Raw genomic sequence first — 26,393 nt, forward strand, 5'->3', positions numbered from 1 at the left:
AGAAGTTCGACGGGCAGGGAGCTTTTCTATTCCAGTTTGGTTCGGAGGGTTCGGGCGAGGGGCAGTTGTCACATCCTAATGGATTAACCGTAGATGGTCAGGGGAATGTGTACGTGGCGGACAGATTTAACCACCGAGTGCAGAAGTTCGACGGGCAGGGAGCTTTTCTATTCCAGTTTGGTTCGGAGGGTTCGGGCGAGGGGCAGTTGTCACATCCTTATGGCATAGCCGTAGATGGACAGGGGAATGTGTACGTGGCAGATCAATTTAATCACAGGGTAGTTGTATTTGGGTTAATAAATGTTCAAAACACGGCACCCATATTGACTGTTATCGGAAATAAATTAGTAAATGAGCAATCATATCTAACATTCCAAGCTTCAGCCATAGATGACGATTTACCAAATAACTCACTTACTTACAGCTTGGCAGATCCAGAAACAGGTACCTATCCCACAGGCGCTTCTATCACTGAGACTGGCACTTTCAGTTGGACTTCCACCGAAGCACAGGGACCAGGCACTTTCCGCGTTAAAGTAGTCGTTTCGGATGGTGAGATGACGGATGAAGAAGAAATTGGGATACAAGTAAACGAAGTAAATGTAGCCCCTGTTTTAGCTAATATAGGCAACAAGCAGGTAGTTATGGATAGCAACCTTTCTTTCACAGTCTCTGCCATCGATTCTGATATTCCATCCCAAAATCTTTCATATTCCACCTCACGACTGCCTGCAGGCGCTACATTCAATGCTTCAACCCGCACCTTCTCTTGGACGCCAAAGGTCAACCAAACTGGAGATTATACTATTACATTCCAAGTCTCTGACGGAGAATTTGCGGATAATGAAGTTGTGAATATTAAAGTAGTGAAATCTACTGCTTTGAAACCTAGTATTTCCTCAATATCACCAACTTCTGGACCTATAGGGACGGTCATTACAATTTTGGGTAATAATTTAGGAAGTGGGGTGTTAGAAGTTAGGTTTAATGGATTAAATGCTGTTTTTAAACCAATTGATGAAACTACTGTTCGTGCTGTGGTACCAGAAAATGCAACATCAGGTAAGATAACAGTAATAACTTTCGATGGCAGTGCGACAAGCAAGCAGAACTTCACAGTGACTAGCTCTAATCCTACGCCAACAATCAGTAAGTTCTCGCCAAATTCAGGTGCTGTGGGTACTAGCGTGATTATAACCGGTACAAATTTTACAGGTGCTACAACAGTTGCTTTCAAAGGTACTTCTGCTACGTTCAATGTGCTAAGTAATACCTCCATCCGAGCTAACGTACCGCTAGGTGCAATAACGGGCCCCATCTCTGTAACCACGCCTGGAGGTACTGGAACTAGCAAACAGAACTTTAGAGTAACAGGTACGAGTACTACGGCTGCCTTGCAAGTATCCGAAATTACTGATGCTTTTTTCGAAACCTACCCGAACCCGTTCTCAGGTATAACGACAATAGCTTTCTCACTGGAGAATGGGGAAAGCTATACCTTGGAAGTATTTGATTTGCGGGGTGCTTTAGTGAGACGCGTGGCAACCGGCATAGCAGAAGCTAATAAACTTTATGAGTTTAGGCTGATAGCAGATGGTTTAGCCGAAGGTATTTACATAACACGCCTGACAACTCCGTCGAGAGTGCAGAGTATAAAGGCAGTTTTGAAACGATGAAGTTCATAATAAACATAGCTGGGCTATTCTGAAAAGGGAAGTCCAGCTATGATTCTATTTTGCAGCTAAGTTTTGCTCACTTAATGAACACAGCCTTGTCCATTACCCCATAGGTGAATTCTCTCGCAAGTTTGTCATCACCCTGCCCCCTTCAAAGGGGGACTTTGAAAGTTACAACTTGGTAGGTACAGTTTCATAGGTATATGAATCGAGTGGCCCTGTGCTACAGCAACGGGGAAATCAGCTTAAATACTTTTTCGATCAGCTGTTTGTAAACCGGGCGGGCCTTCCATGCTGCGGCATCCAGTTTCCGGGCATGTTCCAGGTCCTGAAAGAAAGCGTCGCGCAGTTCTCCGGCAAATGCGGTATCGTACACCACGGCGTTCACTTCAAAATTCAGGTCAAAGCTGCGGAAGTCCAGGTTGGCGGTGCCCACCATCGACAGGTTCTGGTCTACCACCAAAGTTTTGGAATGGATGAATCCTTTCTCGTAGAGGTAGATATGCACGCCTACCTCCAGCAGGCTTTCATAATAGGAGCGGGCGGCGGCGTTTACGATAAACGAATCCGAGTTTTCAGGTACCAGCAGTTTCACCGTCACACCGCCCATGGCCGCAATCGAGAGCGCGTCCAGTATGCTTTCGCCAGGTATAAAGTAGGGCGTGGTGAGCAGGATCTCCTCCTTGGCCAAAGCAATCGCCTGCAGGATGGAGAACATGATGGTGGGCCTGGCGGAGTCGGGGCCGCTCGAAGCGATCTGCACCACGGTGTTGCCCGGCTTTGTGTCTGGTGGCAGAAAGTATTTCTTCTCCGGCTCCAGGTGTCGTTGGGAGGAAAAATTCCAGTCGGTAAAGAAGAGGTACTGCAGGTAAAAGGCGCCCGGTCCGTCGATGCGCAGGTGCGTGTCGCGCCAGTAGGTCTTTTCGGTCTGGTCGGGGTAATTGAGGTAGCTGTCGCTGATGTTGATGCCGCCTACAAAGGCTGTCGTACTATCCACTACAATGATCTTGCGGTGGTTGCGGTAATTGAGCCGGTTGGCCAGCAACAGGAAATATACCTTGTGAAAAGGGTATACCTCCACGCCGGCGGCCTGCAGCTCTTTCCTGAATTTCCGGCGGATGGGCCGGCTGCCAAAGTCATCGTAGATCATCCGGACGATGACACCTTCCTTTGCTTTTTTTATCAGCAGCGCCTTGAGTTGGTTGCCTATGTGGTCATTCCCGATGATGTAGTATTCGAGGTGGATGTGGTGCCGGGCTTTTTCAATGGCTTCAAACACCTCGGCAAACTTCTGCTCGCCGTTCAGCAGCAGTTTTACCTTATTGCCCGCGGTCAGGGGGCTGAGGTTATCCTGGAGCAGCAGGCGGGCCAGGGGCTTGTAATGCTGTACCTCTGCGCTGCTTTCCCTGAAATTTTGTTTGGAGGAGGAGATGATCTTGCGTTCGATCTGGTTCATGAGCTCCACATTTTGCAGCAGCTTTTTGGAGTACAGGCTCCGCTTGCGGTAGTTAATGCCAAACGAGAAATAGAACAGGATGCCGACTACCGGCAAAAAGATGACCAGCAACAGGTAGGCGAGCGTCTTGATCGAAGAGCGGGTGTCGTAAATGATGCGCAGGCACACCAGGATAAGGAGACCCAGGTATAGCGTTTCTCCGATCAGAAGCCAGTTGATGTCAGAGAGCGCAAGTTGCATGCAAAGCCGGTTTTAGATCGTATAAGGGAAAGACCCGGTACTGCTACCCAGGGCCGTTGCGCTTACCAATGGTCAGCAACAAAAATGCCTGACAGCAAACTGCGCCAGGCTCTCTAGAAATGTGGGATGTGCAATAACCAGCTACAGCTGTAATTCCGGGGCATCTGCCTGCGTGGATGAGACCAGTTTCCGCAACTTGCCTATTCCACTGGCATCAATCTCTTCGCCTTCACCGCAGACAGTACGCAGCTCGTTAATGATGGCAGGCTCACTGATGAACATACGGTCTCTGTACAGTCCGCCTTTAAAAAAGCGGCAATAGAGGCGCTCATCACTGATAAATGTAAGCACTATTAGATCGCATTCGCAGGACTCGAGTTTTTGTAAAAACTCAGAAAATTCTCTCATGCCTTCAAGTTGGTAAGATGGTAATTAGGGGTTAAACGGAATTCAAACCAAAAATACTAATACGTTTAAAAGTTAAATTATAAACCTGTTAAGTAAAGGTAATTAGCTGGTATAGCAAACAGCAGCATTTTAAAACAGGATAATTTGCTGTTTTCCTACTCCTGGCTGATCAGCAGCATTAGGTAAGCCACATAGAGGAGCAGGAACACCATGCCCTCCCCACGTGACAGCTGACGGCCTTTGCCAACGAAAATAAAGATGAATAACAGCAGGCTGGCCCCGATGTTCATGAAAATATCTGTGTAGGAAGCCGGGTTTACCGGCACCGGCGCAACCACTGTAGAAATCCCCAGGATAAAGAAGATGTTGAAGATATTGGAGCCCACCACGTTTCCGATGGCGATGTCCACGTTGCGTTTGCGTACCGCCACGACCGAGGTGGCCAGTTCCGGGAGCGAGGTACCGATCGAGACGATGGTCAGGCCGATGATGCGCTCAGAAAGTCCAAAGGCAGCTGCTATGTTCACGGCGCCTGTCACGATCAGCCTGCCACCCAGCACCAGGCCGGCCAGTCCCAGCACAATAAAGAGCACCGACTTTAAGTAAGTATAATCCTTGGTTTCCGTTTCTTCGTCGTCTGCGTTTCCGCCGAGGCCGATCACTACGTTGTAGACCAGGAAGATGGCGAAAAAGAGCAGCAGGATAAGCCCGTCGGAGCGGGTGATGACATTGCTTGCAGCACCATCCAGTGTTATATCGCTGGCTATAAAGAGCACGACCACAGCAGCCAGAACGCTAAGCGGTATTTCGAGCCAGGTAGTGTTGCGTTTGACTGTGAGCGGGAAGATAAGGGCACAGATCCCCAGAATAGCCAGCCCGTTGAAAAGGTTACTCCCGATGACGTTGCCCATCACCATGTCCGTGTTTTTGTTGATGGCCGCAAACACGTTCACCACCAGTTCGGGAGCCGAGGTGCCAAAGGCGACAATGGTTAGACCGATCACAATGTTTGGAACGCCCAGTCTCTTGGCGAGGGCGGAAGCAGCGTCAACCAGTTTGTCGGCCCCGAAAATAAGGGCGGCGAAGCCGGCTAGGAGAAGGAGAATATTTAGCATGTAAGGATCATTTTACCTGAATCGCCGACCGGAAACGGTTTGCGTTACGATTTAACGTAAATCTACGGGAAAGTTTTCAATCCCACGTTTCCCAGGTACGATCCGCCAGCCATGATCAGGCACGAAATGATTACCCCGATGCTGACAGCCATAAAGGCTTTGTAACGTTCTATTTTAAGCACGTAGGCGGCAATAGTGCCCATGTAAGCGCCTGTGCCGGGCAGCGGGATCATCACAAAAACCATCAGTCCCCAGAAGCCATACTTCTGTATGTCGGCCCCTACGCCTTTCTTGGCCCTTCTGCCCAGCTTGATCACCCCTTTTTTGTAGATGCGGTTTGGCCAGAGTTTTTTGCTGAACGATTCGATCAGCCAGGCCAGCAAAGGGAAAATAAGCAGGTTGCCGACAAGGCCCACCACAAAGGCCCAGAAAACGGGCATGTCATTGAGCACGGCGTACGGAATGCCCGCCCGCGCCTCGCCAAAAGGGGAGATGCTGAGCAGGAAGGTATAAATCAGTATTTCAATCATGGTAAGTATTTGCGTATTTCTTCTTGAGTATCAAGTAGCACGATCTTTTTTAGTAGAGCAATTTGGTCGCACGAGCACCAAGTGCCTGTTTTTAAATCTTTGCCTGGCAAGGCCCTGCCATTCAAACACTTCTTTGTCGTAATCTTATCTGTTCGATTTCAGGCTGCGAAATTTAAACGAGCGCTGCTATTCAGAAAGTGATGAAGCGAAGCGACCCGGCCGGCTTTTCGGCTAACAGGACTGCTTCGCTTCAACAAAGATCGCTTAGCAAAAGGCGTTAAGCGGAAACGGGTTTTTCTTCTTGTTGTACCTGCAGCTCCGGGTTCGTTGTCTCCACCAGGCCTACTTCCGGCTGCGGATCGAACTCGCCTTCCCAACGCGCCACTACGGCGGTGGCCAGGCAGTTACCGGTCACGTTGATGGAGGTGCGGGCCATGTCCATGAGCTCGTCTATACCCAGGATGGCAAACAGCGGCCACACCGGTAGGTTGAACGAAGCGACCGTACCCAGCAGGATCACGAGCGAGGCACGCGGTACACCGGCTACGCCCTTGCTGGTCAGCATCAGGGTAAACACCATCAGCAACTGCTGCTCCCAGCTCAGGTCGATGCCGGCGGCCTGGGCCACAAACACAGCGGCCAGCGCCAGGTATAGCGTGGTGCCGTCGAGGTTAAAGCTGTAGCCGGTCGGCATTACGAAGGCCACAATGCGGCGCGGAACGCCCAGCTTTTCCATTTCTTCCATAGCACGCGGCAGCGCCGCCTCCGAACTGGTAGTAGCAAAGGCAATGGACACCGGACCGGAAATGGCCTTCAGGAAACGCACGATCGGAACGCGGGCAATAAGCGCGATTGGCAGGAGCACCAGCAGCACAAAGGCCAGCAGCGCCACGTAGAGCGTAGCCAGCAACTGGAACAGGTTCACCAGAATGCCAAAGCCCATGTGCCCCACGGTATAGGCAATAGCGGCACCCACACCCACTGGGGCGAAGTACATGATGATGTTGGTGAACTTGAACATGGTCTCAGAAAGGCTCTCGCAGAAGTCGAGCATCGGCTTGCGCTTCTTCTCCGTCACCATGGCCAGGCCGATGGCAAAAATCACACTGAACACCACGATTTGCAGCACCTGCCCTTCGGCCACTGACTTGGCAATGTTCTCCGGGAACACATGCAGGATGATGTCGGACCAGGTCTGCTTGACAGGTGCCTGAATTTCCTCAGTCGCCGCTATACCTGTCATGTCGATGCCTTCGCCTGCCTTGCTGATGTTGATGGCAGCCAGACCGATGAACAGGGCGAGCGTGGTCACCACCTCAAAGTAGAGGAGCGCCTTCCAGCCCATGCTGCCGATCTGCTTCAGATTGGCGTGGCCCGCTATACCTACTACCAGCGTGGCGAAGATAAGGGGCGCGATGATCGTTTTGATCAGCTTCAAAAACACCTTGCTCAGCACGTTCAGGTTTTGTGCCACCTGCGGGAAATCATAACCGATCTGAGCGCCAATTACCATACTGATCAGGATCCAGGTGGTGAGGGAGCGTTTTTGGAGTCCGTAAAGCACCAGCACGCCCGTACCAGCCCAACGGATGGCGGTGAGGACCTCGGAGGGCAAGGCAATCACTTCATATTGCTGCAGTACCGTCAGTAAGGCGGCAATGCTGATGCTGATCAGGGTAAAAAGTGGCAGTATGGCCTTCTTGTTCATAAAATAAATCGTCTAAAGCTTTTGTGTTTATTAACTCTGCGAGGTTTTTCTCTTCGACAGCCAGCCTTTGATGGCGGCAATGATAGGAGGGGTGATGGAAAGCACGATGATGGCCAGGATAAGCAGGGAGAAATGTCGCTTGACGGCCGGCAGGTTACCGAACAGGTAGCCGATCATCATAAAGAACACGACCCATACCAGGGCCCCTATCACGTTGAAGCTAAAGAAGCGCTTGTAATTCATCTTGGCTATACCTGCCACAAAGGGGGCGAAGGTGCGGACGATGGGCACAAAACGCGCATAAATGATGGTGAGTCCGCCATACTTTTCGTAAAATTTCTGCGTCTGGTCTATGTGCGAGCGTCGCATGAACCAGAAGTCGCGCAGGTAGATGCGGCTGCCGATCCTGCTCCCTACATAATAGTTGAACGAGTCGCCCAGAATGGCTGCAGCAACCAGCAGCACCATCAGCAGCACCAGGTTAAGGCCCGATGCAGGGATGGCCGCCAGCGCGCCGAGCGCAAAAAGCAGCGAGTCGCCCGGCAGGAAAGGAGTAACGACCAGGCCCGTCTCACAGAACACGATCACGAACAAGATGAAATAAATCCACTGCTCGTACTCCTGCACCAGTTCAACCAGATGCTTGTCAATATGGAGCACGAAGTCTATTAAATAATAAATGAAATCCATTGGGTAAGTTATGCGGTTTGTGCCCGATCAGCCTGCTATTTCTTTTCGTCGGTGTTTTGTACTGATTTGTCGAGCTCACTCTTGATCTCATTGGTGGCGTCCTTGAACTCGCGTATGCCGCGGCCCAGTCCGCGTGCCAGTTCAGGTATGCGTTTGGCGCCAAACAATAGCAGGAAGGCGAAAATGATGAGGACCACTTCAGATCCTCCGAGGCCACCTATAAAAGCGAAAATTCCAATGCTGTTCATTTTGAATTGAATTAAAGTCAGTTTAAAAAAGAAGAATTAAAGGTCCCCTTACCGTTAGGGCGGCTACGGGGGAGTAGCCGAAGTAAAATCGGGCTACAAAAACTGCCTTGCACATGCTGGCAGCCAGGATGGATCCGGAAATCAGGATGAAACAGGCCGTGTGTTAGCGCCGGCTATACCTGCGATTGCCAGGCGAAGCAGTTTGCCCAGTGCCGGAGCATTTTTCATCTGATAGAGGAGGTGCGCCGCAGTCTAAGGAGCCTGGGGCTGATTGGAGGTGTAGAAAAACTGACAAAAAAAGTTATCGCCGGGCGCCCGTGAGGCGTAGCGCGGGATCGCCTGGTGACCGGTGAACCGTATGTGATTGGCTTTTGAGACCGTGGCCGCGGGCTGCAGGTTTATACTGAGGGTATTGTTGGTGCCCTCCTGGGCCAGGTATAGCTGCCCGCACTGCAGACTGGTTTTACTGGTGTCGCTGTTGGCGTCATTCCCCTGAGCTATACCGGTGGTATAGCGCTGCGCCACTTGTACCGTATCATGGGCATACGCTGCAGTGCCATGGAGCATAACAGCCCAAAGCAGAGCGAGCGACATGATCAAATGCCTCAGAAAGCGGTATTTAGGCAGAGTCAGGGCCATAAGCCATCGCAAATATAACACAAATTGCAAGTAAGTGAGTGATCTGTAGATTAAATTTGCAGGCTTCGCAGAAACTGTATTTGGGCGCTTTGTCAGACGCAGGCAAATCAGCCATCCGGAAGTTGGTTTGCCCTGTGAGACAGATGGTTGCTACGGGGAAGGATGCAACTAGCTGAGGCCGCATTTCATAACGGGTAGGGTAGGGCTTACCTGAACACCTGTTCCAGCATATCGCCTACAAAATAAGCCAGTAAGGCCGCCAAGCCACCCAGCAGCAGCGTCTCCGCTATACCTGCCGGCATGTTGCGCTCTGTTACCAGGCTCTTCAGGGCCCCTACCATTGTAAGGGCGATGCCGGTGAGGACGCTGGAGTAAAGGAAGAGTTCGTTGCCGGCTATACCGGAATCGAGGCCGGCAAAAATGTAGGCCAGCAACGGAATGGACCCGACTATGATAAAACTGATAAAGGTGACAGAAGCGGTTTTGACGGGTGTCTTGTCGTCCTTGGCCATCTCCAGTTCCTCTTTCATCATGGTATCCACCCACACGTCCTTATCGGAAGTGATCACCTCCACCACCTGATCCAGCAGATCGCCCTTAAAACCTTTGGCCTCGTAGATTTCCCGGATTTCAGCTTTCTCCGTAGCGCCCAGGTGCTCGACTTCCCAGTACTCGCGGGCTTTGTGCCGGTCAAAATTATCGCGGGAAACCTTGGTGGAAAAGTAGTTACCAACCGACATGGAGAAGCCGTCCGCGATCAGGTTTGCCAGCCCCAGGATGATGACGACCGATATGCCCAGGCTGGCGCCCTCCGCCCCGGCCACCACGGCAAAGGTCGTGATAGCCCCATCAACGCCGCCATACACAAACTCAGAAATGTACTCCTTTTTGAAAAAAAGAATTTTGTCCTCCGACTGTACCTCGTGGTGTTGCATGGCTGGAGCGCTTAAGTTAAGGTATACTCAAGTTACAGGAAAATAGCAGAATTCGGAAAGGGGCGAGTTGAAGAGTTTGGAAGTTGAAAAGTAGCGGCGTTAGATGCTACCGTCGTGGGGGTGAATGGCGGTGTAGGTAGGTATGAATAGTGATCGTTTGCAGAGGCCGGTCGTGACCTTTGCGAGTCGTGCATGTGTATTTGTCTGATTCAGGATTTTCAGGATTCTATAATTGACAGGATTTTCGTGCACGATTAACATCCATATGCCCCCAAAGGGACTCTTTGGCTCCTGCTTTTCGTTTTGTCATCCTGAAAGGATTTTGGTTGAGGGGAGGTTAAGCTTTTGCAATAACACACCCTTGAATTTGCCAAGGAAGGGAATTTCTGCCGCTATCCCTTAACAGGTATATGCGATATAGCTTCAGCAGCTTCTTAGCAGTCCCTGGTCCAACCACCCCTAACCCCTCCTTATCTAAGGCGGGGAATCTGTAACTACTTCTTTACAGGTATAAGCGTTGTAATTGAAGTTACATGCCATACGAAACACTGGCACGCATCGAAAGACTAACTTGCCCTGGAAGCTACAAAGCAAATCACCTGAGCCAGGTGCACTTTTCGGCGCTCCACTGTTCGAGCGTTCAGCGAGTTTGGAGCGTCTTGACTTTTTTGCTTACTTTTTGTGTCAAGACAAAAAGTGAGTGCCCGCCGCACAGGCGAAGCTACAAAGCAATAAAGGTTGCCATACTTGAAATAAAGTGTAATCAGCTATACCTACACTTAGGCCAGAGCCCCAACCATAGCAGACACAAGTGAGGTCGCTCACGCCATGAATAATTATTCCACCAGCTTCGCTTAAGCAGCGTTACTGCATTTAAATCAGAGCGCTTTCCTCTTCAGCAGGTATAAGTTGCTTTGCTTTCGTTGACTTTACTTCCTCCTCCTCAGGTGTGCCCGAACGCTCCCGGAAAGGATAAACCTGCTGCTTCAGAAAAGACTTCGGGTATGCTTCTACCTCCTCAAAGCCAAGTTCGATATCGCGGCCGTCTTCCGGCACATATGCCGTGCCGAAGAGGTAATCCCACACGCTCAGGCTGATACCGTAATTGGCGCCATAGCGGAGCGGCATGTGCCGGGCATGGTGCCAGATGTGCATTTGCGGGTTGTTGAGCAGAAAGCGGAGCGGACCCAGCGGGATATGCAGGTTGGAATGGTTAAAGTGGCCAATGGCGGTCGCAAAAATGTGCACCAGAAAGAAGTCCTGAATGCCAAAACCGATCATGGCCAGCGGAATGTACTCGATGGTACGGTAGACCACCGTTTCGCCCCAATGGAAGCGCAGGTGCGCCGCAAAGCCCATCTGCTGCACCGAGTGGTGCACCTTGTGGAAGCGCCAGAGAAAATCGGAGCGGTGGAGGAAACGGTGCACGTTCCACTGAATAAAGTCCCGCAGCACAAAGAGCGTGAGCAGCTGCGCCCACACCGGCCAAGAATGTATCTCAAAAGCCACTAAATTCTGAATGCCAAAAAAGCCCAGGAAATCGTTGAAAGCCTCCACGCCGATGTTGGTGATGGCGTTGAAACCGACCAGCGAGAAAAGGAAGAAATTGAAGAACATGTAGAAGCCGTCGAGCCAGAAATCCTGCCGGATCAGCGGCTGGCCTTTTCGCCAGGGCAGCACGATCTCGAGCAGCCAGAATAAGAGCGACAGCCCCAGCAGCCAGTAAAAATAGTTGCCCCAGCCCGGGTACAGCAGTTCACGCCACAGGTAATTGCCGTAGTCAGAAAAAGAGGTCGTGAAGATGTGCCAGTATTTTTCCATGCAGCTCTACTGTCAAAATTTGTTACAGGTGAATCGTTCCAAGCGCTATGCTGGGGTAGGTAAAAAAAAATAGTCGGCATAAGGTTTCAGCCGACTATTTTTTAAAAGCTTACTTTGCCAATCCCTCCAGAAACTCGCGCACTTCTTTGGTGTCGTATTCGGCCATACCTTCCTGCTTGGCTACGATCTTACCATCCGGGGAGATGATGAATGTGGTAGGTATAGCCGTGCTGTAAAACTCCTGCGGAAACTGGCTGGCCGGCATGTACACCGGGAAGGTATAGCCCTTCTTGTCTATGAACTTCTTCACCTTGCCCATACCGCCTTCATCCACCGACAGCATCACGAATGCCACTTTGTTGGGGTCCATTTTCTTGTATAAACTGTGGATGTTCGGCATTTCGGCAATACAAGGCGGACACCAGGTGGCCCAGATGTTGAGGAATACCACTTTGCCTTTCAGGCTTTCGAACGCTACGGTTTTGCCATCAAGACCCACCATTTTGAATCCGGCTCCGGCCATGTTTGCTCCGGCTGTTTCGAACGACGTTGTTTCGGATGCGGTGGCAATTTCATCTATGTTCGGTACATCAGCATTTTTTATACCTGTCGCCAGCAAAATGCGCTGCACCTGCCCGATAGCCTCGGTGTGCAGACCCGTCAGGTATAGGATGCCGAAAATGCCGAGTGTGATCGCCCAGCCAGGTATGTTTTTGATTGAGAATTTATTCTTGTTCATGATCGTATGTTTTGTAGGATTCGGCTTGCGCGAATCAGTTTAATTAAATTTATAAAGTCAATTTTGAGCTGTACATGCAGTTGGCTCGGGCTTAAAGTTCAACTGTGGTGTAGCCTTGTTGCTGCAGGTCAAATAGGTAGGTCAGGCCATTCGGAATTACTTCAACGCCCTCTACCAGTGTGCTGGCGTCGATGTTAAACTGCCTGAGCGACAGGCCACATACGCGGTAGGTGATGCCGGCCGCTTTGCCTTTCTCGAATTCGGGTGCCAGGTCGCTGCCCTTCACAAAAGCTTCCACAGACTTGCTGCAGGCCATCACCACAAAGCTTTCCCGCTGGTAGCGGCTCTCTTTTGTAATAGTTTGAGCTGTGTTGACGGCGGCTTTCAGGTGGTTCGGCTGGCTGATCAGCACGGCGTATTTTTTGCCGGTTTGAGTTGCAACTGCTTCAGGTGCAGTAGTGTTTTGGGCAACAGTCGTGCCGCTGGCGCAGGAGCCAAGGAACATCAGCAGACCAAATGCCAGTACGGCTACATACTTGCTGGTTATTTTATTCTTAAAAGCTGGCTTCAGCTGTTTGTTGTGAAGCAATGTTTGGTCCAGGCCATAATGAACGGCCCCATTCACAAGGAAAAACAAGAGCATCCCGATCAGGGCAATATTCTTGAACAAAGGGCCGAAGCCTTCGGCACCAATCTGCACGGTGAGGGTGATCGGAATCAGTATACCCAGCAGCAGGGCAGCGGCCGGTCTCGTTTTAAACCCGGCCAGCAGCATAGCGCCGCCAACCAGCAAACCCACACCTGAGAGGATGATTAAGGTCTCGGCAGGGGCTAACCAGGTAGTCAAATGGGCAAAAGGGGCTTTCTCGAGGCGGGCGACAGCGCCGGCAGTTTGAAGCAGATGATTAAAGCCAGCCGTGATAAAGATCAGGCTGCCCATGATGCGGAGCACCAGGAATGATATTTTTTGCAAAGCAGTATTTTCCATAAGATCGCTTATTTTCTTTAAATGATCGTCGCAGCAGGATAGGAGGTGCCTATCGCTTTGACATGTCGAACAAGGCACAGCCCGGCAGGTATAGCAACGGGGGCAAACCTGGCAACTGATGGCTGTGTCAACAAGGTGCATTTGTTCGGTTAAGAAAATCGCGGAGGGTCGGGATCAGCGCCAAGGGTAGGCGACAGGTAGCTGGACTGGACGGGAGCCGCTGGCTGCTGTCCGGCAGTAAAATGGAAAAATGAGTCAGATTGTGCCTCGTTCACCACAGCGTAGAGTTGTGGACCGCAGTCAACCAGGACGGTAGCGGGAGTCTTCTGCTCGGAATGCGTCTGGTGCTTCAGGCATTTTCTGGCGCAGGGGCGCTTCAGCTTTCTATCACCATTTGCTTCTTTCAACTCACTTTTAAGTGCACAACCAACTGATTTCACAGGCTTCTGTGTAGTAGCCATGGTGAAAAAAAGTAACAAAGTGCCTAAAAGAAGGAGCAGCGTATGCTTCATGGTTTTAGCGGTGGCAGCTGGTATAGAATGCCAGTGATCATGTAAATTTACAATACTAAGTCCGGACTGCCAAGTTTGTCGCGCATTCGGAGCTGTGCCACAAGCGCTTTTTGGTGCAGCACATCCTTATTTCGGAAAGCACACCGGCACTGACGGTCAGGATGGCCGTGCCCAACAGTACAAATTCCACGCCAAAGAAATCGCTGAAAACACCCGCAGCCACAGCACCCGCCACATAGCCGAAGTCGCGCCAGAAACGGAAGATGCCCAGGCTCTGCGGCCGCTGCTCCGGGTGCGTGTTTTCGGCCACTACCGACAGAAAATTCGGGTATACGAGTGCCGTGCCGGCTCCCAACAGCACCAGTGCCGCCACCACTACCGCATAGGCCTGGCTGAAGAAGAGCACCCCAATCGCTATACCTTGCAGGAGCATACCCTGGCTCAGCAGTTGTTTCTTGCAGAGCACATCGCCGAGTTTGCCTGTCACTAACTGGCCAATGCCCCACACCGCCGGGTAAACGCCAGCCAGCAAACCGACCTGCTGCAAGGTATAGCCCTTGCTCATCAACAGCACCGGCAGCAAACCCCACAGGATGCCGTCGTTCATGTTGTTCACAAATCCACTCAGCGTGACCGAGCCCAGGTTCGCATGCCGCCAGGTTGTGTCTTTCCAGACGTTGCGCAGGAGCGGCAGGCTGGTCCGGGCTGTCTCGGTCTTGACGTGGGCTTGCGTGTCACGCACAAAGAACCAGGTCAGCAGCAGCCCGAACTTCGAGAAGGCTATACCTGGAATAAAGGCATAGGTCACTTCACCAGTTGTGGAAGCAATATAACCGGCCAGGAATGCCACCAAACCTACGGCCATGTATCCTGCAAATTCGTTGATGCCCATCGCCAGGCCGCGGTTCTTCTCACCCACCAGGTCAATCTTCATCACCACAGTAGCCGACCAGGCAAGTCCCTGGTTTATACCTAATAGCAGGTTGGCAAAGATCACCCACCACCAGTTGTTGGCATACAACAGGAGCCAGGGCACCGGCAAGGCAAAGAGCCAGCCAATCAAAAGCAGTTGCTTGCGGGTATAGCGCAGCGTGAGCCGGCCCATCATCATGTTGGCTAAGGACTTGGCCAGGCCAAAAGCGACGATAAACGAGAGAAGCGCCGTGTGCCCGCTGATAGCGAAAACCGTTTCGGCAAACTCCGGGATGACAGAGCGCTCCAGTCCGACCATGGCGCCCACAAAGCCGTTGACAAGCACCAGCAGCCAGAACTGCCTGGCATTCTCTCGCAAGCCTAATCGTGTACTGTTTGTCGACATGGTCCTGTAGTTTTTTTGGGTATGCGTGAAAGCCACTGCTAGTGGCACGTGTCTTTCAGCATTTACTCAACAAGTAGCCAGTTTTTTAATGCGGCAATCTGTCTTTGATGGCACCATAGAGGTAGGTGCCGGCCAACGCGCCTGCAATCGCGATAAAGATTGCCCAGTAGCTGAAGCCAATGTTCACAAACATCGGACCTGGACAGGCGCCTGTCAGTGCCCAGCCTAACCCGAAAATAGTGCCGCCAATCAGGTAGCGCGTAACCGATTTTTCCTTGGGAGTGAACACGATCGGGTTGCCCTGGTAGTCGCGCAGTTTGAATTTCTTGATCAGGAAAGTAGCCAGCGTACCCAGCGCGACCGCCGTACCGATGATGCCGTACATGTGGAAGTCCTGGAAACGGAACATCTCCTGAATGCGGAACCACGAAATGGCCTCCGACTTACTCATCACGATGCCGAACAAAATGCCGGCTATTATAAATTTTATACCTTTCACGAGATGGAATTATTAATGAATAATGATTGATGACGAATGATTAATTAATGGTATATGAACAATGACATAGTCTGTAAAGGGACTTCAAATGATTAGTCATTATTCATTCTTAATTAATCATTAAAAGATCAGCGGCAGCAAAACGAATGTGGTGATCAGACCACCTATGAAGAAGCCGATCACGGCGATCAGTGAGGGGAGCTGCAAATTGGATATACCGCTGATGGCGTGACCTGAGGTACAGCCGCCTGCGTAGCGTGAGCCGAAGCCAATTGCAAAACCACCCAACAGCAAAATCAGAAATCCTTTGAGGCTGAAGGCCGCGCTCAGGCTGAAAATCTCTTCTGGTTGCATGCCGTCCGGTGATGAAATACCCAGCTGTTGCAGGTCCCGGATGGTGGCTTCGGAGATCTGAACCGCCTCCCCACTAGAAAGGAACTCAGATGCGATAAAACCACCGATGATGGCACCTACCAGGAATAGCAGGTTCCAGGTCTGGGAGCGCCAGTCAAAATCAAAGAACTTAACCGTTTTGCCGGCCCCGCAGGCCGTACAAATAGTGCGCAGGTTGGAAGAGAAACCAAACGACTTGCCGAAAAACAACAGCAGCACCATGATGAAAGCGATCACGATACCCGAGGTATACCAGGGCCATGGTTGTCTTAAAAGCTCTAACATAACTTTTTAAAAATGTATTTACTGTTTAGGGTTTAGGAGAGAAGAGCAGGGAAGGAGCGAGGTCGCGTGCCCCTTCCGAATCTGCTCCGTTTTTTGGGTTAGTTGTTTGGCCAGGCGCCTATACCTCCAGCGAGGTTGTAGCACTTGAAGCCTTGTGCGCTCAGCAGTTCGCAGGCTGAACCGCTGCGGTTGCCGCTGCGGCAGAACACGAAGTATTCCTTGTCTTTGTCGAGTGAGCCCAGCGCATTCTGAAATTGCCCTGAGGTCACGTCCAGGTTCCTGGCGCTCTTTATCGTGCCGGAGGCAAACTCACCGGCTGTTCTTACATCCAGCAGCTCCGCTTTCGATGCGTTCTGGTATTTTGTTTTGAATGCTTTTCCGTCCAGGTTTTCGTAGTTCTTGGGAGCGGATTTGAAGATATTGAACATGGCTTTTGTGTCTTGTTGTTCGTGATTTGAAGTTAACTATACAAAGTTACAGGTATAGCCAGCGGGGTTCAGTGACTTTGGTCACGCAACCTGGTTTTAAATAAAAACGGGGCCAGTTTCAGACCGGCCCCGCTTTCCTAATCAAAATACTAAACCATTTTACTTCAGTGTGGACGGGCAAACGTAGGTTGTTCTGGGTATGTTTGTCTCAGCGATGGCCTTAAATCCGCCTTCCACATTGATGACGTTGTCAAAGCCTCTTGCCTTCAGGATAGATGCCGCGATCATGGAACGGTAACCGCCGGCGCAGTGGATGTAGAGGTCTTCGTCTTTTGGCAACTCGGCCAGGTGCTCGTTCAGGTAATCGAGCGGGGCATGCTTGGCATCCTCCACATGTTCGGCCTGGTACTCGCCGGGCTTGCGCACGTCTACTACTTTGATGTTGTTGTCTTTGGCATAATCAGCCGCAAACGTAGCAGCCGAGATCGACCTGATGGAATCTGTTTCCTTGCCAGCCGCCTGCCAGGCCGTAAAGCTACCCTGCAGATAGCCCAGGGTGTTGTCGTAGCCGACACGGGCCAGTCGGGTTACCACTTCCTCCTCACGGCCTTTGTCGGCAATAAACAGAATAGGTTGCTGTACATCCGGAATCAGGGCACCTACCCAGGGAGCGAAATTGCCGTCGATGCCGATGTTGATGCTATTTGGAATAAAGCCTGCCGCAAAAGTCTCCGGTTTGCGGGTGTCCAGCACCAGGGCGCCTGTTTCGTTCACGGCAGCTTCAAATGCCTCCGGTGACAGTGCCTGCTGGCCTTGTGTGAGCACGTCGGCAATATTGGCGTAGCCTTCCCTGTTCATCTTCACGTTCATCGGGAAGTAGCCCGGAGGCGGCAGCAAGCCGTCCGTTACCTCTTTCACGAACTCTTCTTTCGTCATGTCGGCACGCAGCGCGTAGTTCACCTTTTTCTGATTGCCCAGTAGGTCGGTGGTTTCCTTACTCATGTTTTTGCCACAGGCAGAACCGGCGCCGTGCGCAGGGTACACGATCACATCATCCGGTAAGGTCATGATCTTGTTGCGCAGCGAGTCGTAGAGGTGTGCGGCCAGCTGTTCTTCTGTCATGTCGGACTTTACGGCCAGATCCGGACGGCCCACGTCACCGATAAAGAGCGTGTCGCCCGAGAAGATGGCGTACTCTTTGCCATTCTCGTCGAGCAGCAGGTATGTGGTGGATTCCATGGTATGGCCGGGTGTGTGCAGTACCTTGATGGTCACATCGCCCACTTTCAGTTCTTCACCGTCGGTTGCGATGTGTGCCTCAAAAGTAGGTTGTGCATTGGGACCAAAAACGATCTGCGCGCCGGTGGCTTTGGCCAGGTCCACGTGGCCCGAAACGAAGTCGGCGTGGAAGTGCGTTTCCAGCACATATTTGATTGTGGCGTTGGCTTTTTCAGCTTTTTCCAGGTATGGCTTGATCTCGCGAAGCGGGTCGATAATGGCCACTTCCCCCTTGCTCTCGATGTAATAAGCGCCCTGTGCCAGGCACCCGGTATAGATCTGTTCTACTTTCATGGGTATAGGGTTTTGAGTTCTTTATTTTTCGCTTTCAATCGTCACCTTCTCATCCGATGACAATACAAATATCAGTATATTATTTGCGTGATACAGTGACTTAGGTCACGCCGGGTGATTTTTTAGAAGAAAAGCTCCTTTCCGATGATATAAACCCCCATCACCAGGACGAACCAACCAAATGACGTCTTGAGTTTGTCAGCATGTATTTTTGCGGAAAGGGCGGTGCCTACAAAGATGCCGGCAATGGAGATGGCCGAGAAAATACCCAGGAACATCCAGTCGATCTCGTAGTTGAAAATGTCGCCGATGAAACCGAAAAGCGACTTGGCCGCGATGATGAGCAGGGAAGTGCCCACCGCCATTTTCATGTCGAGTTTACTGAACAAGACCAGCGCAGGTATGATCAGAAAGCCACCGCCCGCGCCCACCATCCCGGTGAGCGTGCCTACGACCAGGCCTTCGGCCAGAATGCCACCGTAGTTGAATTTGGGTTGCGGATGCGCCGTGCCGTTACCCTCCACATCTATTTCCGTGTCGATGTTCTCATCAACCATGTCTACCGGGTCGGCCGCGTTGGCCGGTACTGCTTTCTTCTTTTTGATCATGCTGATTGAGGCGAACACCATCAGGCCGGCGAATAGCAGCATAAGCAGGACACCTTTGGTCACCAGAAAATCACCAACCGAGAAAATCTCGTCAGGTATGGCCGGAACCAGGTAGCGGCGCGTCAGGTATACCGCCACAATAGAAGGCAGACCAAAAACCACGGCCGTCTTCATGCTCACCAGTCCGTTTTTATAGAATTTGTAAGAGCCCACCAGGCTGGTGAGCCCCACGATAAAGAGTGAGTAGGCTGTTGAGAGGACAGGACTCAGGCCGATCAGGTATACCAATACCGGCACTGTCAGAATAGAACCGCCACCACCAATCAGCCCAAGCGAAAGGCCGATGAGCATGGCCGCCAGATAACCTAGAATTTCCATGGAGCTATAAATTTATGATTTTAATGTCACAAAGGTATAGCTGGCTCAAAGGATTGGCAGTGACTATTATCACAGAAGAGGAAATTAAGCGGTTTTTCGTAGGGAAAGGCCGTGCGATGTCCGAATCGTGCACGATATTTTTGTGTGAACATGAGGTAGGTATTGGCGATGTCGGTTACGATGAGAACGGACAGGCCGCGCCCGTCCCTGCATACTAAACCATCTCCAGGTCATGCACTTCGATGTAGTTACGGTGTAAGGCGATAGCGCCTGTTTGTTCCAGCTTTTTGAGGAGGCGGGAGATGACTTCGCGGGAACTGTTCAGCTCGAGGGCGACCTGCTGGTGGGAGAGGCGGATCTCTTTGCCGCTCACTTTAACGTGGCGCTTAAGGTAGAACAACAGGCGCTCGTCGAGTCCTTTGAAAGCGATGCTGTCGAGGGTTTGCAGCAACTCCTCAAAACGCTGGCGGTAGGAAGCGATCACAAAGTTGTGCCAACTCTTATACCTGGCCAGCCATTGCTCAGAAAGGTGCGAGGGGATCAGGATGACTTCCGCCTCCGTCACAGCTTTAGCCATAATTTGACTTTGTTCATCGCGGGCGGTGCACATCATGGACATGGCGCAGGCGTTGCCCGGTTCGAGGTAGTACATCAGGAATTCATTGCCTTCGTCGTCCTCACGGTAAACCTTGAGGAGCCCACTCAGAAGCAGCACCGTGGAGCGGATGTACTGCCCGGTGCGCATCACCTCTTCGCCTTCTTCCACCTGCCGGATGGTGCTATGCGCCAGAATGTCGTCGAGGAGCGGCTGTTCGAACTGCGGGAATTTCTTCAGGATGTCTTCTTTGTGCGGTGTTTCCATAGTAAAGTATACGTGTCCCTGTGGTTGGAATAGATGCTTAAGGTATAGCAAGTATAAACCAAAAACCAGTGCAGGCCCCAAAAGTGCCCGCACTGGTCATGATTAAATTAAAGCATACCTATTTGAAATCGTTGACGGCTTCACTCAGGTCAAGCACCTTGGTGCCTGGCAGCGCAGCCTCCACAATGCTGCTGCCCGCCGCAGAGCGGTAACCCCCGGCACAGTGTACTACAATAGGTTTGTCAGATGGGATCTCACTGGCGCGCTCGCGCAGTTCTGGAAGCGGTATGTTGATGGCGCTGTCGAAGAACTTGCCCCCTTTCACTTCAGAGGCATTGCGGATGTCCACGATTGTATACCCGTCCTGATGCTCTTTGAAGGCAGTCACATCCAGCACAGGCGATTTTTCCGCAGCAGCCTCTGTCTGCACAAACGCCCCCTCGATCAGGAGTTCGTAGCCGATTTTAGAAGCCTTGCGGATCAGATCATCCAGCTCTTCTTCTGTTTCGGCGATCAGGTAGTAATGCTCGTTCGGACCCACGATACTGCCCAGCCAAGTCTCGAATTTGCCCCCGTTCTGAATGTTGATCGCGCCTCTCAGGTGCCCTTTCTTGAAGACCCTTTCGCTGCGGGCATCCACAACCAACGTGCCGACTGATGGCTTGTAGTTTTTCTCCAGCCGTTTCACTTTGTCCAGAACTGCCTGGTAAGCAGGCGCTCCCTGTTTGTTCAGCCCTACATCGTAACCAAAGTACTTCGGAATAAACGGCTGGTCTTCTGTGAGCACTTTTACAAAAGCTTCTTCGGTCATTTCCTGCAGGGCGTAGTTACTCATTTTCTCAGCGCCGATGGTGCTGCTATTGGCCTCACTCAGGCCTTTCCCACAAAGCGTACCGGCACCATGCGCAGGGTATACCAGCACATCGTCATCGAGCTTCATCAGCTTCTCGCGGGTGCTGTGGTACATCTGGCGTGCCAGCTCTTCGCGCTTGGCTGTTATGTTACCGGCACTTTCGCGCAAATCCGGGCGGCCTACATCACCAATAAACAGGGTATCGCCCGTGAACACGGCGATGTCATTTCCTTCGTGCTCCAGCACAATGCTGATGCTGTCCGGGGAATGGCCCGGCGTGTGCAGTGACTTCAGCTTCATATCACCGATCTCCAGTACGGCACCCTCGTCAAAGGCATGGTGCGGGTAGTCAGCACCCACCAGGCTGTGGGTATAAATAGTGGCGCCTGTTTTCTGATGTACTTCCAGGTGCGAACTCACAAAATCGGCATGCGGGTGCGTCTCGATCACAGCCACAATTTTCGCCTTGTTTTTCGCAGCGAAGTCGTAGTAGGGCTGCGGGTTGCGGGCCGGGTCTACCAGTACTACTTCGCCGGTTTTTTCACTCAAGATGGCATAGGCATAATGCGCCAGGCCTTTGTCTTCGAACTGTTCTATTTTCATTGGTTATGGGTTTTGCTTTACTTCTATTCGGGGATTCGCTACCAGGGAATCCCGGATGTATGCTACAAAGATACCATAGGGTATACACCGCTTCAGTGATGTAAGTCACATAGGGGAGTTTACGTTTGTTTGCTGTCAGTTTGTTCTTAAAGTGTTGAGGTACAGCTGCCAGTTGGTGAGGAGTGACAGGTTGGCAATCCGGGTAATCTAAGGGATTTACAGCAGGTATAGAACTGGAGTAGTGTTCGTGCGGAGATTCCAGGTATAGCAGAAGATCTCCGCCAAACTGACGCCGGACGCGCTGCTCAGCAAAGAGTCCAACATGTTCTGGAACGGTATCTTCCACACCATCACCCGGCTTACCACAGCACTGGGCATCTACCTGCTCTGGCAGGTGGCCCTTTAGCGCCAGCATACCTGTAATCCGGGAATTATTCAAAAACAGATGAGCGCGGGTTTCTGCATGCTTGTAAAACGTTAATTTTATTTTGTATTCAATTGTTAAAATTTAGTGTAATACGTATTTAATATTTCGTATAGCACAGGGTTGTGAAAGCTTGTATACAGAGGTAGCCCGTAATAATCATGAATAAGAAAAAACGGATTTTGGTTACAGGAAGCGCGGGATTCATCGGGCACCACGTGGTCATGGCGTTGCAAGAGACGAAGTTTGATGTGGTAGGGCTCGACGTGATCAACGACTACTACGACCCGGCGCTGAAATATGACCGGCTGAAGGCGCAGGGCTTTGAAAAGTCATTGATTGATTACAACACCTGTATCCGGAGCGCTGACAACGCATCCAGACATTTCATCCTGCTCAATCTAACGGACAAGAGCGCCCTGGAGCACCTCTTTCAGGAACAACAGTTTGACCTGGTCGTGCACCTGGCTGCCCAAGCAGGTGTATTGTATAGCCTGGAAAACCCCATGGCGTATGTGGAGAGCAACCTCGTAGGCTTTGCCAACATCCTGGAGGCTTGCCGGAAATACCCGGTGAAGCACTTTCTATTCGCCTCTTCCAGCTCGGTTTACGGCCAGCATCTGGAGGTTCCCTTTTCCATCAGCCATCAAACAGACCACCCGATATCCTTTTATGCCGCCACCAAAAAGGCAAATGAAGTCATGGCGCACAGTTACGCGCATCTGTACGGTATACCCACGACAGGCATGCGCTTCTTCACGGTATATGGTCCCTGGGGCAGACCGGATATGGCGTGTTTGCAGTTTGCCAGGAGCATCGCCGAAGGAAGCACCATCCGGCTTTACAACCAGGGGAACATGTGGCGTGATTTTACTTTTATTGACGATGTGGTAACCGCCGTCACGAAACTGCTGATTCGCGCACCCAAAGTCAACAGGAAAAACCGTGTCTCGGAGGCACCATATCGCTTGTACAACATTGGCCACAACCAGCCCGTGCAGTTGCTCGAAATGGTGGCTTTGCTGGAGCGTGGCCTGCACAAAAAAGCCAGCATCGACCTGCTGCCCATGCAACCGGGTGATGTGCCTGTGACCTATGCCGATGTGGAAGCGCTGGTGACGGCCACCGGGTACAGGCCCCGCACCAGCCTGGAGGAGGGTATAGGGAAGTTCCTGGACTGGTTTGAAGCCTATTACCTGGCGCATCCCATTACAAAGGCTGCCTGAAGGCGATAATTGCATTTATTCAAATAATAAGAACAAGGTATGGTAAATGAACTTTACAGGGAGGAGCCTGCCAAACCCACCCTCACGATCCTGGTGCCGGTCTTTAACGAGGCAGAGTGCCTGCTGCGCCTAAGCGAGGCCCTGGAGGCCTTTCTTCAACAGTCTCCGATGGCAGCGCAGGTGTTGTTTGTAAACGACGGATCGACGGATAACAGCCTGAGCCTGATCAGGGAAATATGCCAGCGCCATAGCCTGTTCAACTACATTTCGCTGAGCCGTAACAGCGGCCTGAGCACGGCTATCAAAGCAGGTATAGACCATTGCCAGAGCACCTACATCGGCTACATCGACGCTGATTTGCAAACCTCGCCCATGGATTTTCTGCTGTTCTTTGAGCACCTGCCGACGCACCAAATGATCTGCGGCATCCGGATGAAGCGGAAGGACACTTTTGTAAAGAAAATCTCCTCCAGGATAGCCAACGGTTTCAGGCGGCGCATGATCAACGACGGCATTGTCGATACAGGTTGCCCCCTCAAGATCATAGACGCTGCCTATGCCAAAAGAGTCCCGTTTTTTGATGGGATGCACCGCTTTTTGCCAGCGCTCATACAGCTGCAGGGCGGGAAAGTAAAGCAGGTGCCCGTGCAGCATTTTGAACGTTATGCAGGCACCTCCAAATACCATTTGTTCAACCGTCTCTGGGGTCCCTTGAACGATACCTTTGCCTTCCGGTGGATGCGTAAACGCTACATCCGGTATACCATAGCCGAACAATTGATCAACGAGAGAGCGGTACGGCATGAGCAGGTCTGAGATAGGTATACTGAGTTTGGGTTTGATGGCGCAGGTGCTGTTTTCTTCCCGTATCCTGGTGCAATGGATCAAGTCGGAGCGGGCCGGCAGGGTGCTTTCACCCACCTCGTTCTGGACCTTCAGCCTGCTGGCGTCTTTCCTGCTGATGCTCTACGGCATGTTCCGGCAGGATCTGGTGATCATTGGCGGGCAGGTGATCTCATACCTGATCTACCTGCGTAACCTGCAATTTAAGGGCGTCTGGAATGACTTGCCCGCCTGGCTGCGCTGGTCGGCTGTGCTGTTCCCGGTCGTGGCGTTGGCCTGGCTGCTGTTCGGGGATGAGTATAGCCTGGCGTATATCTGGGAGCATAGTAAAGTGTCGGGTCTACTCATAGCCTGGGGTGGGGCGGGGCAGGTCATCTTCACCCTCCGCTTCGTATACCAGTGGTATTATTCCGAGCTGGCCCAAGAGTCTATCTTGCCGAACGGTTTCTGGGTGATCAGCCTGGTCGGCAGCCTGATGATCGTCACCTATGCCGTTTTGCGCCTCGATCCGGTGCTGCTGCTGGGGCAGGTGGTCGGGTTGGTGGCCTATTCCCGAAATCTATACCTGGGGCTGCAGAAACAGTCCACCAGCCAACGTTCTGTTTCCTGACCGGGTATGAAGCGAACTTTTGACGGGCTGCGCCACCACACCCCGGTTGCAGCGTTGCTTTTTGTGTTGTTGCTGATCCTGCTCTATAACCTGGGCGGTTGGGGCGTGATAGAGTCCAGCGAGGCCCGCTATGCGGAAATCAGCCGGGAGATGCTGTTAAGTGGTGAATGGTTGCGCCCCCGCTTACTCGGTATCCAGCACTTTCACAAACCTCCCATCACTTATATGATTTCTGCCGCAGGTATGGGGCTGTTCGGCGTGCATGAATTCGGGGTGCGTTTCTTTCTGCAGTTCTCCTTGGTGTTGCAGGCCTGGCTGGTATACCTGATCGCGTTGGAGCTGTTCGGGTCGCGCAGAATGGCTTTCACTGCCCTGGTCATCTACGTGACCATGCCTGCTGTTCTGATTTCGGCCCGCAACCTGACCACCGATTCATTCCTGACCACCTTCGAATTGCTGGCCATCTGGGCCTGGCTGAGGTATAAGCCTGGAAAAAGACCAGCCTGGCTATACCTGTTTTATCTGGCGCTGAGCCTCGCGTTTCTCACCAAAGGACCGGTGGGCCTGATATTTCCTGTGCTCGTGGTGGTAGGGTACAGGGCGCGGCACTCCATTGGCAGGCCGAGCCTGTCGCATCACCTAACAGCCCTTGTGCTGTTTTTGGTGCTGAGCGGCTCCTGGTACTTCTACCTGATGTGGCAGGACCCGCGATTTGTCGATTACTTCCTGCTCAAACACATCGTGGCGCGCTATACCAGCCCCGAAACGTTCAGCCGCTCCGAGCCCTGGTGGTTTTACCTGGCCGTTATACCTGCCCTGACGTTGCCCTGGTCAGCCATGCTACTGCTGCACTTTCAAAAACTCCGGAAGCTCATACCTGATCATAAAAGACTGTTCTTGTTGTGGTTGCTCGTGCCGCTCGTTTTTTTCTCTTTCTCGAGCTCCAAGCTGATTTTGTACGTGCTGCCGATGCTGGCAGGTATAGCACTGCTGATCTCCTGGCTACTTTTCCAGTTGACTTCCAATGAACTCCGAATTATTTCCATCATCACCTTTCTATACCTGGGCCTGGTGGTGCTTGGCCTGGTTTTGCTCCCCGTACTGCCTTTGGATTTAACTGTGCCGCTGCCTTTGGTCGTTTGTGCTGTCCTGCTGCTGGCTGTGCTATACCTGATCTGGCGGTTTGTGGACACAGGTATAGCGCAGGTAATGGCGGCAGCTCTGATGTTTACTTTTTTCTTGATACCCTTTTCAACGCACCTGTTGGGCGCCAATGCGGCACAACTGAACCCCAGTACGGCGCTGGCCAATTTGATCAGGCAGGAGGGTTTGCAAAATCGCACCATCATCGTCTATGACCGTTTGCTCCCGTCCCTGGCTTTTGAGCTGAACAAGGACATTGTTTTTGTGAGCGATCAGCATCATAGCCTGCAGCGCGAAACGCAGTTCGAAACAAGCGACGCATGGCGCAACCACCTGCTCCGGATTCAGGACAGGCAAGACTCTGCCAGGCTGCAGGAAATGCTCCGTAGCCAGTCTGTCCTGATCTCCAAAAGAAATTTGCCAGTTAACAGGGATTGGCTGAGACAACCCTTTGCGAACAGCAAAAAAGCAGGTGTTTGGATAATTTACAACTGAAGTCGATGCCCTAGTAAGCTTCGCAGGCCCGTACCTAATTGTTTTTGAACAGAAGCTAGCTCTAGGTTTCTGTTTTATGGAACGTGCAGATAGTTATTTCCCCATCCGACAGCTTCTATAATGGTCCCGACTGTTTGAATAGACGCGT

The 26,393-nt window shown here is 51.7% G+C and carries 27 protein-coding genes; 5 read left to right on the top strand and 22 right to left on the bottom strand.

Annotated features, from left to right (window positions below; all coding sequences use genetic code 11):
• A partial coding sequence (locus Q4E40_RS16710) for a putative Ig domain-containing protein (RefSeq protein ID WP_303413757.1) occupies window positions 1-1,676 on the top strand: 1,676 nt, incomplete at its 5' end.
• 223 nt (window positions 1,677-1,899) lie between these two features.
• On the opposite strand, the gene cls is transcribed toward Q4E40_RS16710, so the two are convergent.
• The 22 genes from cls to Q4E40_RS16820 all read right to left on the bottom strand — a co-directional run bounded on the left by cls (window position 1,900) and on the right by Q4E40_RS16820 (window position 21,855).
• Window positions 1,900-3,372 carry a cardiolipin synthase gene (gene cls / locus Q4E40_RS16715; protein WP_303413758.1) on the bottom strand — a complete coding sequence of 491 codons (1,473 nt, stop codon included), beginning with the start codon at window positions 3,370-3,372 and terminating at the stop codon, window positions 1,900-1,902.
• 141 nt (window positions 3,373-3,513) lie between these two features.
• Window positions 3,514-3,723 carry a hypothetical protein gene (locus Q4E40_RS16720; RefSeq protein WP_303413760.1) on the bottom strand — a complete coding sequence of 70 codons (210 nt, stop codon included), beginning with the start codon at window positions 3,721-3,723 and terminating at the stop codon, window positions 3,514-3,516.
• Window positions 3,724-3,935: 212 nt separating this feature from the next.
• Window positions 3,936-4,895 carry a calcium/sodium antiporter gene (locus Q4E40_RS16725; protein ID WP_303413762.1) on the bottom strand — a complete coding sequence of 320 codons (960 nt, stop codon included), beginning with the start codon at window positions 4,893-4,895 and terminating at the stop codon, window positions 3,936-3,938.
• Window positions 4,896-4,957: 62 nt separating this feature from the next.
• Entirely contained in the window at window positions 4,958-5,425 is a 468-nt protein-coding gene (locus Q4E40_RS16730; RefSeq protein ID WP_303413763.1) for a COG2426 family protein, read from the bottom strand.
• Between the two features lie 277 nt (window positions 5,426-5,702).
• Window positions 5,703-7,133, bottom strand: coding sequence for a dicarboxylate/amino acid:cation symporter (locus Q4E40_RS16735; RefSeq protein WP_303413764.1), 1,431 nt, complete (start codon window positions 7,131-7,133; stop codon window positions 5,703-5,705).
• 30 nt (window positions 7,134-7,163) lie between these two features.
• Entirely contained in the window at window positions 7,164-7,823 is a 660-nt protein-coding gene (locus Q4E40_RS16740; RefSeq protein WP_303413766.1) for a DedA family protein, read from the bottom strand.
• A 35-nt stretch (window positions 7,824-7,858) separates the two neighbouring features.
• Window positions 7,859-8,071, bottom strand: coding sequence for a Sec-independent protein translocase subunit TatA/TatB (locus Q4E40_RS16745; RefSeq protein WP_303413767.1), 213 nt, complete (start codon window positions 8,069-8,071; stop codon window positions 7,859-7,861).
• A 252-nt stretch (window positions 8,072-8,323) separates the two neighbouring features.
• Window positions 8,324-8,665 carry a hypothetical protein gene (locus Q4E40_RS16750; RefSeq protein WP_303413768.1) on the bottom strand — a complete coding sequence of 114 codons (342 nt, stop codon included), beginning with the start codon at window positions 8,663-8,665 and terminating at the stop codon, window positions 8,324-8,326.
• A gap of 251 nt (window positions 8,666-8,916) precedes the next feature.
• Window positions 8,917-9,645, bottom strand: coding sequence for a VIT1/CCC1 transporter family protein (locus tag Q4E40_RS16755; RefSeq protein WP_303413770.1), 729 nt, complete (start codon window positions 9,643-9,645; stop codon window positions 8,917-8,919).
• A gap of 873 nt (window positions 9,646-10,518) precedes the next feature.
• On the bottom strand, window positions 10,519-11,466 hold the full coding sequence (locus Q4E40_RS16760) for a sterol desaturase family protein (RefSeq protein ID WP_303413772.1): 948 nt from the start codon (window positions 11,464-11,466) through the stop codon (window positions 10,519-10,521).
• A 109-nt stretch (window positions 11,467-11,575) separates the two neighbouring features.
• On the bottom strand, window positions 11,576-12,205 hold the full coding sequence (locus tag Q4E40_RS16765) for a TlpA disulfide reductase family protein (RefSeq protein WP_303413774.1): 630 nt from the start codon (window positions 12,203-12,205) through the stop codon (window positions 11,576-11,578).
• A gap of 91 nt (window positions 12,206-12,296) precedes the next feature.
• Entirely contained in the window at window positions 12,297-13,178 is an 882-nt protein-coding gene (locus tag Q4E40_RS16770) for a DoxX family membrane protein (protein WP_303413775.1), read from the bottom strand.
• Between the two features lie 164 nt (window positions 13,179-13,342).
• Entirely contained in the window at window positions 13,343-13,705 is a 363-nt protein-coding gene (locus Q4E40_RS16775) for a hypothetical protein (RefSeq protein WP_303413777.1), read from the bottom strand.
• Window positions 13,706-13,760: 55 nt separating this feature from the next.
• Window positions 13,761-15,023: an MFS transporter gene (locus Q4E40_RS16780; RefSeq protein WP_303413778.1), complete on the bottom strand. Its 1,263-nt coding sequence runs from the start codon at window positions 15,021-15,023 to the stop codon at window positions 13,761-13,763.
• 85 nt (window positions 15,024-15,108) lie between these two features.
• A complete protein-coding gene (locus Q4E40_RS16785) occupies window positions 15,109-15,522 on the bottom strand; it encodes a DUF6691 family protein (RefSeq protein ID WP_303413779.1) in 414 nt (137 codons plus the stop codon).
• 120 nt (window positions 15,523-15,642) lie between these two features.
• On the bottom strand, window positions 15,643-16,200 hold the full coding sequence (locus Q4E40_RS16790; RefSeq protein WP_303413781.1) for a YeeE/YedE family protein: 558 nt from the start codon (window positions 16,198-16,200) through the stop codon (window positions 15,643-15,645).
• A 98-nt stretch (window positions 16,201-16,298) separates the two neighbouring features.
• A complete protein-coding gene (locus tag Q4E40_RS16795; protein ID WP_303413782.1) occupies window positions 16,299-16,628 on the bottom strand; it encodes a rhodanese-like domain-containing protein in 330 nt (109 codons plus the stop codon).
• Window positions 16,629-16,787: 159 nt separating this feature from the next.
• Window positions 16,788-18,200 (bottom strand): MBL fold metallo-hydrolase, encoded by a 1,413-nt coding sequence (locus Q4E40_RS16800; RefSeq protein WP_303413783.1) that lies wholly within the window; start codon window positions 18,198-18,200, stop codon window positions 16,788-16,790.
• A gap of 122 nt (window positions 18,201-18,322) precedes the next feature.
• Complete coding sequence (locus tag Q4E40_RS16805) at window positions 18,323-19,186, bottom strand: sulfite exporter TauE/SafE family protein (RefSeq protein WP_303413785.1); 864 nt, start codon at window positions 19,184-19,186, stop codon at window positions 18,323-18,325.
• Window positions 19,187-19,400: 214 nt separating this feature from the next.
• Window positions 19,401-20,048, bottom strand: coding sequence for a Crp/Fnr family transcriptional regulator (locus tag Q4E40_RS16810; RefSeq protein WP_303413787.1), 648 nt, complete (start codon window positions 20,046-20,048; stop codon window positions 19,401-19,403).
• 118 nt (window positions 20,049-20,166) lie between these two features.
• Window positions 20,167-21,504 carry an MBL fold metallo-hydrolase gene (locus Q4E40_RS16815; protein ID WP_303413788.1) on the bottom strand — a complete coding sequence of 446 codons (1,338 nt, stop codon included), beginning with the start codon at window positions 21,502-21,504 and terminating at the stop codon, window positions 20,167-20,169.
• Window positions 21,505-21,720: 216 nt separating this feature from the next.
• Window positions 21,721-21,855 carry a hypothetical protein gene (locus Q4E40_RS16820; RefSeq protein ID WP_303413789.1) on the bottom strand — a complete coding sequence of 45 codons (135 nt, stop codon included), beginning with the start codon at window positions 21,853-21,855 and terminating at the stop codon, window positions 21,721-21,723.
• 234 nt (window positions 21,856-22,089) lie between these two features.
• Between Q4E40_RS16820 and Q4E40_RS16825 the strand changes: the two genes are divergently transcribed.
• Genes Q4E40_RS16825 through Q4E40_RS16840 form a run of 4 tightly spaced genes read left to right on the top strand, consistent with a single transcriptional unit; the run spans window position 22,090 to window position 26,245 of the window.
• Window positions 22,090-23,154: an NAD-dependent epimerase/dehydratase family protein gene (locus Q4E40_RS16825; protein ID WP_303413790.1), complete on the top strand. Its 1,065-nt coding sequence runs from the start codon at window positions 22,090-22,092 to the stop codon at window positions 23,152-23,154.
• A gap of 39 nt (window positions 23,155-23,193) precedes the next feature.
• Entirely contained in the window at window positions 23,194-23,970 is a 777-nt protein-coding gene (locus Q4E40_RS16830) for a glycosyltransferase family 2 protein (protein ID WP_303413791.1), read from the top strand.
• Window positions 23,957-24,607: a lipid-A-disaccharide synthase N-terminal domain-containing protein gene (locus Q4E40_RS16835; RefSeq protein ID WP_303413792.1), complete on the top strand. Its 651-nt coding sequence runs from the start codon at window positions 23,957-23,959 to the stop codon at window positions 24,605-24,607. The genes Q4E40_RS16830 and Q4E40_RS16835 overlap by 14 nt, the downstream gene beginning before the upstream one ends.
• 6 nt (window positions 24,608-24,613) lie before the next feature.
• Entirely contained in the window at window positions 24,614-26,245 is a 1,632-nt protein-coding gene (locus Q4E40_RS16840; protein WP_303413794.1) for an ArnT family glycosyltransferase, read from the top strand.
• The last annotated feature ends 148 nt before the right edge of the window (window positions 26,246-26,393 follow it).

Source organism: Pontibacter coccineus (assembly GCF_030546575.1).
Lineage (GTDB): Bacteria > Bacteroidota > Bacteroidia > Cytophagales > Hymenobacteraceae > Pontibacter > Pontibacter coccineus.